Genomic DNA, 12,223 nt, shown 5'->3' with positions numbered 1-12,223 from the left:
GGAAGACTAAGGAGCAAAAATGCCAGAACGCACAGCAACCGTCGCCAGCCGTGTGGGCCTGCACGCCCGCCCCGCCGCCATCTTCGCCGAGGCAGCAGGAGAATACGACCTGGAGATCACCATCGCCCGCGAAGGTGAGCCGGCCGACGAGGCGATGGACGCTGCCAGCATCCTGTCCCTCATGAGCCTGGGCGCCTCGCACGGCGACGTGGTGGTCCTCCGGGCCGAGGGCGACGGCGCTGACGATGCCCTGAACCACCTGGTCCAGATCCTGGAAACGGATCACGACGCCGAGTAGCAGCATCGCCGTCCAGGCACCGTGAGTGCCTGGACATCCCAGCCGGCCGGCCGCCGTCGTACCTTCCCTTGGGTGGAAGTGTCCGACGGCGGCCGCCCGCGTTAAGCGTCCAACCCAACTGAGTGGGTCAGCTGCGCTCGGCCAGCCTCTTGACGTCGGCGACCAGCCCGTCCCACATGCCCTTCGAGTGCTCGGCCGCCTCCTCCGTGGCGTTGTTGTCCTGGGACAGGGTCAGGATCGTCCGGCCGCCCTGCGCCTGCAGCGTCCACGTCAGCGTGTGGTAGTTTTCCGGCGTGTCCTCCGCGCCGGCGAGCGGGCTGAAGTGTGTGTACACCAGCTTCCGGCCGGGTTCCACTTCAAGGACCACACCCTTATCCTCATACTCTTTGCCCTCCCAGCTGCCCCGCCAGGTGATGGGTCCGCCCACGCTCCAGTCCGTGGCGAGCTCGGCACCGAACATAAACTCCTCGGTGGCCACCGGGTCCATGATGACCTCCCACACCCGCTGCGGCGGTGCCTCGACAGTGACGGACGACTCTGCGACGTGGTCACCGGGCATCGGACTTGGCCTTCTTCGCCGTGAACAGCAGGTACTCCCATTCCATTTGGAACGGAGCATCACCGTGCGCGTCCCCGAACGATTCGGCGAGTTCGGTCAGGGCCTTGTCCAGCTCTTTGGCCTTGCCGGCATCCTCCGCGATGAACTTGTAGACGGAGATGGTGGGGCCGTAGTGGGACTTGAAGTAGCGGACGAAGTCCTCCGCCTGGTGGAAACTCCTGACGGCAAGGGACTGCTTGCGGGCCTGGACGTCGGTGACCCTGTCGCCGAGCAGTTCGCGGACGTGGTCCTCGCTCCCCCAAAGTGGCGCGGGCTGCGCACCCGGCGGGGGCGGCGGTGCGAAGGGCTTCATGGCGGCGAACATCTTTCCGATGAAGCCTTCCGGGGTCCAACTGAGGAGCCCGATGGTGCCGCCCGGTTTGCAGACGCGCAGGAGTTCGTCCGCGGCGGTCTGGTGATGCGGTGCGAACATCACGCCGAGGCAGGACATGACGGTGTCGAACTCGCCGTCCCCGAACGGCAGGGCCTCCGCGTCACCTTCCTTCCATTCGAGCTCCACGCCCCTGTCGGCGGCCTGGTGACGGCCGGCGTCGAACAGTTCCGGGGCGAGGTCGCTGGCCACCACCTTCGCACCCATCATCGCGGCGGGGATGGCGGCATTCCCGGCACCGGCGGCCACGTCCAGGACCCGCTGACGCGAGTTGATGCCGCAGGCCTCGACGAGGATTGCCCCGAGCTCCGGGAGCAGTTCACTGGCGAGCGCCGGGTAGTCTCCCGATGCCCACATTGCCCGGTGCTTTTGCTTGAGCGCCCGGTCCGCTTCCAGAACACCAGCCTGGTCATTCATGACTGTGCCTCCCTACTGCGATAATTCCCGGTGAGTTGACAGCACGCTGTTGCCACAGCGGAGGCTGTGATGCGACTCATTGTGGACGCGCCCGCCTGCGCTGTAAAGGGACGGCGCGAAACGGGCACAGCTCTCCCCAACAGCCCCGCCGGGCAGGCACTACCAAAAAGCAAGCAGGCTTAGTAGTTTCATAAGCATGGCACAAAGCAGCGCGGCACTACCGGCCGGCCTCGGAGGATCAAGCCGGCTTGCGTGCCCTGGTGCCCGATGCCTTGCCGGCGGTGCTCTTCGCGGCGGGTTTGGCAGCTGTTTTGCTGGCCGTGGTCTTGGCCGTGCCGGATTTTTCCGTGCCCGATTTAGCAGTGCCCGATTTTGCCGTGGACGTAGTGTCCCTGGATTTTGCGGTGGCCGGCTTGGAAGCCGCCGACTTGGTCGCGGTAGCTTTGCCGGCCGTGGACCTGCCGGCCGCGGACCTGGTCCCGGCAGTCTTGGATTCCGTGGTTTTGCCGGCGGCAGCCTGCTTGCGCGCGGGCTTTGCGTCTGTGTCGTCGTCCTCGTCGGCCTCCGCGGACTCCGTTTCGTCCCCGGACCCGCTCGAAGCAGCTCCGCCCCCGCGCTTCCGGTCCAGGCTTCGCTTCAGCGCCTCCATCAGGTCGATGACCTCGCCCTTGCCGCCCTCACCGGCCTCCACACCAAACGTTTCCTCAGTGTCCAGCGCGTCGCCCTGCTCGAGTTTGGCCTCGATGAGCTGGCGGAGCTGCACCTGGTAGTCATCGGTGAAGTGCTCGGGGTCGAAGTCAGCCGCCATGGATTCCACGAGGGCGGCGGACATCTCACGCTCCTGTGGGGAGATCTTGATGGACACATCCAGGGAAGGAAAGCTGGCTTCGCGCACTTCATCCGGCCAGAGCAGGGACTGGAGCACCAGGACGTCGTCCTTGATGCGCAGCGCACCCAGCCGGGTCTTCTCCCGCAGCGCGAACTGGACGATCGCCACCCTGTCCGTGTCCTCCAGGGCGCGGCGGAGCAGCACGTAGGCCTTGGGCGACTTGGAGTCCGGCTCCAGGTAATAGCTCTTCTCGAACATCATCGGTTCAAGCTGCTCGGACGGGACGAACTGCACCACTTCGATCTCGTGGCTGTTCTCGGCGGGGATGGCTTTGAGTTCGTCCTTGGAGAGGACCACCGTCTTGCCGTCTTCCTCGTAGGCCTTCTCAATGTCCGAGTAGTCGATCACCTGGCTGCATACCTCGCACCTGCGCTGGTACCTGATGCGGCCACCGTCGGCGTTGTGGACCTGGTGCAGACTGATGTCATGATCTTCGGTTGCGCTGTAAACCTTTACGGGTACGTTGACCAGGCCAAACGCGATGGCACCTTTCCAGATGGCTCTCATCCCCTAAGTCAACAGCACGGAGCGCCGGAGGTGAAGACCTGTGGCCGCAGCTAAGGAACGTGTCCGGGTTGCGGGCAGGGAATTGACCCTGACCAACCTGGGCAAAGTCATCTATCCGGAGACCGGCACCACCAAGGCGGACATCCTGGCCTACTACGCCGCCGTGGCACATGTGCTGATCCCCGCCGCAGCCAACAGGCCGGCCACCCGGAAACGGTGGGTCAACGGCGTCGGAACTGACGAGAAGCCCGGCGAGGTCTTTTTCCAGAAGAACCTTGAGGACTCGGCCCCCGGCTGGCTCCCCCGCGCCGCCATCACCCACAAGGACCGGACCATCCACTATCCGATGGTCAACGACCCCGCGACGCTCACCTGGTTCGGCCAGATCAACTCGCTGGAAATCCATGTCCCCCAGTGGCAGGTTGATTCGCACGGCGACCAGCTGAATCCGGACCGGCTGGTCCTGGACCTCGATCCCGGCGTCGGCGCGGGCCTTCAGGAGTGCGTGGAAGTGGCGCTCCTGGCCCGCAGCATCCTGCAGGACGTGGGCCTGGACCCCGTCCCGGTCACCAGCGGCAGCAAGGGCATCCACCTCTACGCAGCCCTGGACCGCAGCCAGACCTCGGACCAGATCTCGGCGTTCGCGCGCGAACTGGCCCGCGCCCTGGAAGCCGACCACCCGGACCTTGCCGTCAGCGACATGAAAAAGACCCTCCGCCAGGGCAAGGTGCTGGTGGACTGGAGCCAGAACAACGCGGCCAAAACCACCATCGTGCCCTATTCGCTGCGGGGCCGCCCCACCCCCATGGTGGCCGCTCCCCGGACATGGGAGGAGATCGGGACGCCCGGGCTGCAGCACCTCGACTACGAGGCCGTGCTGCGGCGGGTGCAGGAAGGCACTGACCCGTTCGCCGCCGTCGTCCGCGCCTCGAACCAAAGCCTCGACGTACCGGAGAAACACCACGACGGCGACCCGCGCCTGGGCAAGTACCGCTCCATGCGTGATCCGCAGGCCACGCCGGAACCGTTCAGCGGCATGGCAGGCAGCGGCGATGCGTTTGTCATCCAGGAACACCATGCCAGCCGGCTCCATTTCGACCTCCGGCTGGAGCACGACGGCGTCCTGGTGTCCTGGGCCTTGCCGAAAGGCGTCCCCGAGTCGGGCGGAAAGAACCACCTGGCCGTCCAGACCGAGGACCACCCGATGGACTACCTCACCTTCCACGGGACCATCCCCAAGGGGGAATACGGTGCCGGCGACATGACCATCTGGGACCACGGCACCTACGAACTGCACAAGTGGATCAACGGCCGGGAGGTCATTGTCACCCTCACAGGTTCCGAAGGCGGCGGCCTGGGCGGGACGAAGAAGTACGCGCTCATCCATACCGGCCGCGGCCAGGGTAAGGACGCCGAAGGGCAATGGCTCATCCACCTCATGGACAGGGACCGGCCCGGCAGCCGGCCCCGGCCGCTGCCCGCGGCCCCGGAAGAAGAGGTCCCGGAGGAGGAGGACGAGGAGGACGACGCCGCGCCGGAAGCCCCCGAGGAGGACGACGCCGCGCCTGAGCCGGCGCCGGCCCCACCTTCCGCCGCTTCGGCGGCGCCTGTGCCATCTCCTGAAGACTTCAGCCCGATGATGGCCACCGCGGGGAAAGTGGCGGACCTGCAGGGCAGCAACTGGCAGTTCGAGCTCAAGTGGGACGGCGTCCGGGCCATCCTCGTCGCGGACGACAAGACCATCCGCATCTTTAGCCGCAACGGCAACGACGTCACCAGGACCTACCCCGAGCTCACGGACAGGGACTCCTGGCCGCCGCAGCCGTTTGTGGCCGATGGCGAGATCATCGCCGTCGGCCCTTCAGGAAGGCCTGACTTCGGGCTGCTGCAGGGCCGGATGAAGCTCACCCGGCCCTCCGACGTCGCCAAAGCGCGCAAAGCCATCCCGGTCCGGCTGATGCTTTTCGACCTGCTGTACGACGGCGGCACGGACCTTCGCACGCTCCCCCTGCACAAGCGGCGCACGCGGCTGAATCAGTTCTTCAGTCCGTCGGACTGCCCGGTGGACCTCTCCATGGTGCTCGAGGAACCCGTGGACCACATCCTCGAAAGCGCCCGGGAACTCGGGCTGGAGGGCGTGATGGCCAAGCGCACGGACAGCCGCTACGTCAGCGGACAGCGCACCCGGACCTGGATCAAACTCAAGCTCGACCAGACCCAGGAAGTGGTGGTGGGCGGCTGGCGGCCCGGCAAGGGGTCACGCGAGGGCTCGGTGGGATCACTGCTCGTGGGCATTCCGGAGGGCCGGAACCTGCGCTACGTAGGCCGGGTGGGCAGCGGTTTCAGCTGGCGGGAGCTGAAAGAGCTCCGGCAGACCGTGGACCGGCTGGCCCGGAAAACCTCCCCGTTCGAGGACGTCCCCCGGGAGGACTCGGCAGATGCGCACTGGGTGAGCCCGCAGTTGGTGGGCGAGGTGACGTACAGCGAGTGGACCGGGACCGGCCGGCTCCGGCACCCCGTATGGCGCGGCTGGCGGCTGGACAAGGAACCGGAAGACGTGCTTCTGGAGGGCTGACCACGCGCCCGCGGCTCCCGTTTCCCACGCGCAAAACAGCCGGGGATTCCGGAATTCCGGGGTCCCCAGCTGTTTCAGTGTCGGGAGTGGTGCAGCCTCAGGATGAGTGCGGCATTTGCGGGCGGCTGGTGCGGTGGACCGCACTCACAGCTGCCCCCTGCCCCATCCGCCCATGGCCGGCCCCGTGTTCCTTGGGGTGCCGCCGCTTCCCGTTTCCATCCGGCCAGGTGCTCTCTCCACCCACCCCCATTGAGGAGGCTGGAGCGGCCGCACTTGGCATGTCGGGGGCCTTCATTGCCTCCGCCAGGTGGTCAGCGACCTCAGGCGCCAGGTTTTTTCCAGTGATTTCGTCAGCCATTTGTTCTTCCTTTCCGCGATGAAATGAAGTGCTACCAAAGTGAGGCCCGCAATGGACCGTTGCGACTGTTGGGGGTGGCCGGCAACCGCCAGGCCGCAGGCGTGGCGCCTACTTAGAAGAAAGTGTTCCCATGGAACCACCATAGGGATGCGCCGGGCGCCTGTGAACCCCCGCAGGAGGGCGGGCCGGGAAACGGCCAAAGAAGCGGACGACGGCGGCCTGTCCAGCCGTGCGGGACGGTCACGGATCCGGGTCCCATGACGTGGCTCCCCGGGTGGTGGGCCGCATCACTATTTGCGCTATCGGGCCGGCCCAAAGGGGCTGTTCGGGGCGTCACCGCGAAAAAATTCGGTAACGATTGCTCGCTGCCTCGCCATTCCCTGTGCTGACGCGGGAAAAGCGGTAAAAGTAAGCTGCGAAACCCTTGCCGAAGGGCCCCAAAAATGGTTGATCCTACGGCATTAAACCGGCAGGCGCCATGGGATTCGCGTAAAATTGAAGGCCTGCCCGGAGCGGGGCAGCTACAAGTCGCAAGCAAATGACCTCCACAGGAGTTGCCCAAATGCCCACAGACCGAAGCATCACCGACTCTTCCGCAGGCATGCTCAACGCCTCCGGAACCAACCCAGCTACACCCCCCGGTACTCCACCGGGACTTGCCAAGGCACCACGTAAACCCAGGAAACTGGTGCGCCGCCGGCTCAAGGAGTCCGACGTCAACGTGGTGGACCAGCCCATGCTCAAGAAGGCACTGGGCGGAACCATCGTGGGTAACACCATGGAGTGGTACGACGTAGGCGTTTTCGGCTACCTCATCACCACCATGGGACCCGTTTTCCTGCCGGAATCTGATCCCACCACCCAGACGCTGTTCCTCCTGGGCACCTTCGCCGCAACATTTATCGCCCGCCCGCTCGGCGGCGTGATCTTCGGCTGGCTTGGCGACAAGGTGGGCCGGCAGAAGATCCTCGCCACCACGTTGATGATCATGGCGGCCAGCACGTTCGCCATCGGCCTCCTGCCCGGCTACGCGCAGATCGGGCTGTGGGCGGCCGGCCTCCTGGTCCTGCTGAAGGTCATCCAGGGCTTCTCCACCGGCGGTGAATACGCCGGGGCCACCACCTTCGTCAGCGAGTACGCCCCGGACAAGCGCCGCGGCTTCTTCGCCAGCTTCCTGGATATGGGCAGCTACTTCGGCTTCGCCCTCGGCGCCGCCCTGGTGTCCGCGCTGCAGCTCACGCTCGGCCAGGCGGCCATGGAGGACTGGGGCTGGCGGATCCCCTTCCTGGTGGCAGGTCCGCTGGGCCTGATCGCAGTCTACTTCCGCAGCAAGATCGAGGAATCCCCGCAGTTCCAGGCCACCCTGGACGCCCAGGAAGACCTCGCCAAGCACGCCGCCGCCTCGGATGACGCAGCGGTTAAGGGTCCCGTGGGAATCGTGAAGGCCTACTGGCGCTCCATCATTGTCGCGATGGTCCTGGTGGCCGCCGCCAACACCGCAGGTTACGCCCTGACCTCCTACATGCCCACGTACCTGACCGAGTCCAAGGGCTACGACGAGGTACACGGCACCCTGCTGACCATCCCCGTCCTGGTGGTGATGAGCCTCTGCATTCCGCTGACCGGCAAGCTCTCCGACAGGATCGGCCGCCGCCCCGTGCTGTGGATCGGCGCGCTGAGCACGGTTGTCCTGGCAGCCCCGGCGTTTATGCTGATCGGGGTGGGGGAAATCTGGTCCACGCTGGCCGGCCTGGCACTCATCGCGTTCCCGGTGACGTTCTATGTGGCCAACCTGGCCTCGGCCCTGCCGGCCCAGTTCCCCACATCCAGCCGCTACGGCGCCATGGGCATCGCCTACAACTTCTCGGTGGCCATCTTCGGCGGCACCACGCCGTTCATCGTGGCAGCCCTGATCAGCGCCACGGGCAACGACATGATGCCCGCCTACTACCTGATGGGTACCTCCCTGGTGGGCGCCGTGGCCATCTACTTCCTGAAGGAATCGGCCCAGCGGCCCCTGCCGGGTTCCATGCCCAGCGTGGACACCCAGGCCGAGGCCCGCGAACTGGTGGCCACCCAGGATGAGAACCCGCTGATCGACCTGGACGAACTCCCGTTCGAGACCCAGGACATCACGGATTCAAATTCCGGCAAGGTCCCGGCCCAGGTTTAGGGCACAGGGGCAACCCTTACGTCCGGAAGAATCCGGACCGGCAGACCCGGCGGCCCACGCTCCCAAGGCCCGTCCTGCGCAGCTTGCACGAAAAGCGCGCGGGGCGGGCCTTTGCGGCGCAGCGCCAGGGTGCCGGGGCCACGCCGCAGTGCACCTTCGTGCGTCCGGCCGCGCCAATGTCGTTTTATTTCCCCGCGGCGCGCCAGGACATGCCAGCAGGTCGGTCCCGGTGATATTTTCCAAAGGGACCGTGTGCAAAGGGACGCTTGTGGAGGTCCGGGAGACAGGCAGGGTGGGTGCGGCATGAAGCTTCTGATGGAGCAGATGCGCGCCCTGCACCGGCTGGATCCCGCCAACCGCGACCACCTTGCCGCCCTTCGTGTGGCCATCAGCGTCGCCGTCCCCTCGCTCCTGCTCCTGTCCGCAGGCCGGACCGACCTCATCATGTATGCCGTCTTCGGCGCCCTGACCGGGATGTACGGGCGCTCCGAACCGCACCAGCTCCGCCTCCTGCACCAGTGCCAGGCCGCAGTGGTGCTGCTTGGCGGCGTCGCCGTTGGCCTGTTCCTGTCCGCCAACCACCTCCACTCATGGTGGCTCGTCGCAGTCGAAGCGGTATTGGCCGGCGTGGGATCGATCTTCGCGGACCGGGTGGGGCTCAAGCCCAACGGGCCGTTCTTTGGCATCCTGGCACTGGGTGCGTGCGCCTCCGTACCGGTTGTGGTCCCGTGGTACGTGGCACTGCTCATTGCGGCCGGGTCCGCTGCTTTTTCGGTTTTGGTGGGTTTCGGCGGCTGGGTCCGGCACAGGTCCTGGCAGCGGGGTGCGGTGCGGAGCGCGCCTGCCCTGCAGCCCGCCGGCCAGCGCAAGCTGCTGGTGCACGCCACCCGCTACGTTCTCGCCGTCGCAGCTGCCGGCACGGTAGGTGTCCTCAGCGGCAGCGGCCACCCGCACTGGGCCATAGCCGCCGCAGCCGTACCCCTGGCCGGCGCCGACCTGCCCAGCAGCGTCCGGCGGGGCATCCACCGCATCGTCGGAACGTTCCTGGGATTGGCCGTCACCGCCGTCGTCATTTTTCCCGGCCCATGGTCCCTGGTTGGGCTGTTCCCCGGGCAGCAGGCGGTGCTCCTGGCCCTGCTGGTGATCCTGTTCCAGTTCACCACCGAACTGTTTATGGCCCGGCACTACGGCCTTGCGATGGTTTCCTTCACGCCGGTGATCCTGCTGATGACGCAGCTCGCCGCGCCCGTCGACCCCGCCGTCCTGATCCTGGAGCGCGGGGTGGAGACGCTGGTGGGCGCGCTGACGGGCATCGCCGTGGTGGTTGCGGTGCGGCGGGCAGGTTCACGGACCGTTGCTGCCCTCATCGGGCTTCCGCGGAGGGCCCGCCACTAGTTTCGCCGGGGCTATGCGTGCCAGCGCAGCGACCAGCTTGTAGCGTTTCGTGGGGATGGAAACGGCCTTGCCCCGGGCGTTGTCCGCCAACCCCTCCCGGACCACGCGCCCCGGACGCAGCCAGGTCCACGAAGGAGCCACGGACTTGTCCATCCCCATTCGCTCATGGAATTCCGTGTGGACAAAGCCAGGACAGACCGCCGTGACTTTCACGCCGCGCTCCCCGTAGGCGAGGTTGGCCCACCGGCTGAAGCTCACCATCCATGCCTTCGCCGCGGAATACGTTCCCCGCGGCAGGAACGCGGCGATGCTGGCCACGTTGATGATCCTGCCCTCGCCCCGGTCCAGCATCCCCTTCAGCGCGGCGTGCGCCAGCACCATGGACGTTTCCACATGCAGCTTCAAGTGCTTTTGCTCCTCCGGGACGGGGTTGTCCTCGAAGTTGTGCAACAGTCCGATCCCGGCGTTGTTGACCAGGATCCCCACTGGCTGCTGCGGATCGGAGAGGCGTCCGACGACGGCGGCCACGTCCGCGTCATCCGTGAGGTCTGCGGGGAGCACTTCAGCCGTGATTCCGTAGCGCCGTTCCAGGCCCGCCGCTGCTTCCTCGAGGCGGGCCTGGTCCCGCGCCACCAGCACCAGGTTGTGGCCTTGTTCCGCCAGTTGCCGTGCGAACTCGGCACCCAGGCCCGCGCTGGCCCCGGTGATCAGGGCTGTGGTTCCGGAAAGATCATGCTGGGGGTGCGCGGTGGTCATGGTGCCAGCCTAGCCACGCGCCGGTCCGCTGTCCGCCACTACTGCGCCGCGAACCGCGCCAGCGGGTTCGCGAGCCGCCCGGCCATCTGGAGCCCGCCGGAGGGATCGGCCAGGTCCAGCATCTGCTGGTTGTTCCGCAACTGCAGCCGGTTCAGGCAGGACAGCTCGAAGTCGGCCGCGAAGAGGTCGTGCCGGGCGAACTGGCCGGCGAGTTCCGGGTGCTGCTCCTGGTAGTCCTTGATGGCAGCAGCGGCAGTCCGCCAGAACTCCTCCTGGCTGAGCTTGCCGTCCTCCTCCAGCAGTGCCGCGAGGAAGCGGAAGATGCAGTCGAAGATGTCCGTGAAGATGGCCAGCACCTTTTCCCCGTCCGGAATGGCCGCCTTGATCCGGGACACCTCATCCGGAAGGTCCAGCCGGTCCCCCATCACCACGATCTCCTCGGCAATGTCCTTCATGATGGCCCGCACCGGCACCCCGTCCTCGAGGACGAGGATGACGTTCTCGCCGTGCGGCATAAAGGCGAGCTCGTAGGTAAACAGGCAGTGCACCAACGGCACCAGGTAGGCCTCGAAGTACTGCCGCAGCCACTGCTCCGCAGCAAGTCCGGAACGTTCGATCAACGCCGAAACCATTGGGTTGCCCTCCGCATCGACGTGCAGGAGCGCGGCCATCGTGGACAGCTGCTGCCCCTCTTGCAGCAGGGGCAGGGGACTTTCCCTCCACAGGGCAGAGAGCATCTTCCGGTACGGCGAACCCTTGGCGGAGGCGGCCTCGTAGTACCCGTTGTGGTAGCCGATCGCTGCGAGCTCGCCGATCATGGTGAATCCCCGGCGTTGGAGGGTGGCGTCAGCGTCGATCAGGTTTCGGAGCCAGTCGTTGATGGCGGGGGTGGCCTTCATGTACTGCGGGGATAAGCCGCGCATAAAGCCCATGTTCAACACGGACATGGCGGTTTTCACGTAGTGCCGGGCGGGAGCACTGGTGTTGAAGAAGGTCCGGATGGATTGCTGCGCCTGGTAGTTGTCCCTGCCGGTGCCCAGGTAGACGATGCGCTGCCGGGCGATCTCGGCCGCGAACGTCACGGTGAGCTTGTTTTCCCACTGCCACGGGTGCACGGGCATCAGGAAATACTCCTCCGGGTCGAGGCCCTGCAGCCGCAGTTCGGCGTCAAGATCGCCGAGCAGCGGGCCAAGTTCGGCGTCCAGATGGGCGCGGTAGTCGAGGCCTGCCGTTGCGGTGAACACCGCGTGGCTGCGGTTCACGGCGATCCACTCCAGTTGCACCGGGGCACCTGTCTCCGGTGCGAAGGCGTGGTAGTCGCTGATGCCAAACCCCAGCCGCCCGTTGTTGGCCACGAAGCAGGGGTGCCCTTCGGTCATGCTGCGCTCGATGGCCTGGAAATCCCGGGCAGGATCGAGGCCACCGGTAACTCCGGCCGCAAGTTCGGCGGCCGGGGGCTGCCCGGCCCACTGCTTGTAGACGTGGCTTGCCAGGGTGCTGCTGACTTCTTCCAGATGAACCGGGAGCATCTGGAGGTTGATGCCCAAGGTCTCGTGGAACGCCGTGATGAACTCCAGTACGTCCAGCGGCGATTCAGTGCCGTCCCGGAAGCAACGGATGGAACCGGCGTCAATGGACCAGTGCTCCAGTTCCAGGACCCTGGCGGTGAAGCGGTATTCAAGGGATGCGCTGCGGACCCGGTAGGCGCCGTTCCCCGCGACCAGGAGCTCCGGGGCGAGGATCCTTTCGTGCGAAAACTCGGCGAGCGCCTTGCGGAGCAGGTGCCGGTTCGCGTTGTCCCACCGGTCGCCGCTGAGGTGCGGTGCGGCGGCGGGGACCAGAGTCAGGGCCGGATCGAGGTCGATG

9 protein-coding genes are annotated in these 12,223 nt (G+C 66.3%); 4 read left to right on the top strand and 5 right to left on the bottom strand.

The window, feature by feature from the left end:
- The first annotated feature begins 19 nt into the window (after nt 1-19).
- Nucleotides 20-298, top strand: a complete 279-nt coding sequence (locus BACI348_RS03010; RefSeq protein WP_159823891.1) for an HPr family phosphocarrier protein — start codon at nt 20-22, stop codon at nt 296-298.
- 127 nt (nt 299-425) lie between these two features.
- Here the strand turns inward: BACI348_RS03010 and BACI348_RS03005 are convergent, their stop codons facing one another.
- The 3 genes from BACI348_RS03005 to ku form a co-directional block, all read right to left on the bottom strand.
- On the bottom strand, nt 426-857 hold the full coding sequence (locus BACI348_RS03005) for an SRPBCC domain-containing protein (RefSeq protein WP_159823890.1): 432 nt from the start codon (nt 855-857) through the stop codon (nt 426-428).
- Nucleotides 847-1,704, bottom strand: a complete 858-nt coding sequence (locus BACI348_RS03000) for a class I SAM-dependent methyltransferase (protein WP_159823889.1) — start codon at nt 1,702-1,704, stop codon at nt 847-849. Before BACI348_RS03000 ends, BACI348_RS03005 begins: the two co-directional genes overlap by 11 nt.
- 238 nt (nt 1,705-1,942) lie before the next feature.
- Entirely contained in the window at nt 1,943-3,100 is a 1,158-nt protein-coding gene (ku, locus tag BACI348_RS02995; RefSeq protein WP_159823888.1) for a non-homologous end joining protein Ku, read from the bottom strand.
- Between the two features lie 40 nt (nt 3,101-3,140).
- On the opposite strand from ku, the gene BACI348_RS02990 reads away from it, so the two are divergent.
- The 3 genes from BACI348_RS02990 (at nt 3,141) to BACI348_RS02980 (ending at nt 9,601) form a co-directional block, all read left to right on the top strand.
- The gene (locus BACI348_RS02990; RefSeq protein WP_159823887.1) at nt 3,141-5,675 is read left to right on the top strand and encodes an ATP-dependent DNA ligase; all 2,535 of its coding nucleotides are present in this window, start codon (nt 3,141-3,143) and stop codon (nt 5,673-5,675) included.
- Nucleotides 5,676-6,595: 920 nt separating this feature from the next.
- Nucleotides 6,596-8,206: an MFS transporter gene (locus BACI348_RS02985; RefSeq protein ID WP_159823886.1), complete on the top strand. Its 1,611-nt coding sequence runs from the start codon at nt 6,596-6,598 to the stop codon at nt 8,204-8,206.
- 303 nt (nt 8,207-8,509) lie between these two features.
- Nucleotides 8,510-9,601 (top strand): FUSC family protein, encoded by a 1,092-nt coding sequence (locus tag BACI348_RS02980; RefSeq protein WP_159823885.1) that lies wholly within the window; start codon nt 8,510-8,512, stop codon nt 9,599-9,601.
- On the opposite strand, the gene BACI348_RS02975 is transcribed toward BACI348_RS02980, so the two are convergent.
- Nucleotides 9,551-10,357, bottom strand: a complete 807-nt coding sequence (locus BACI348_RS02975) for an SDR family NAD(P)-dependent oxidoreductase (RefSeq protein ID WP_159823884.1) — start codon at nt 10,355-10,357, stop codon at nt 9,551-9,553. The two genes, BACI348_RS02980 and BACI348_RS02975, sit on opposite strands and share 51 nt — an antisense overlap.
- Before the next feature lie 38 nt (nt 10,358-10,395).
- The gene (locus BACI348_RS02970; protein WP_442858521.1) at nt 10,396-12,222 is read right to left on the bottom strand and encodes an IucA/IucC family protein; all 1,827 of its coding nucleotides are present in this window, start codon (nt 12,220-12,222) and stop codon (nt 10,396-10,398) included.
- Nucleotide 12,223: the final 1 nt, after the last annotated feature.

This window comes from Arthrobacter sp. 9AX, assembly GCF_902506095.1.
Taxonomy (GTDB): domain Bacteria; phylum Actinomycetota; class Actinomycetes; order Actinomycetales; family Micrococcaceae; genus Arthrobacter.
Note: the sequence above shows the minus strand (reverse complement) of the source record. Positions and strands in the feature narration are given on the sequence as shown.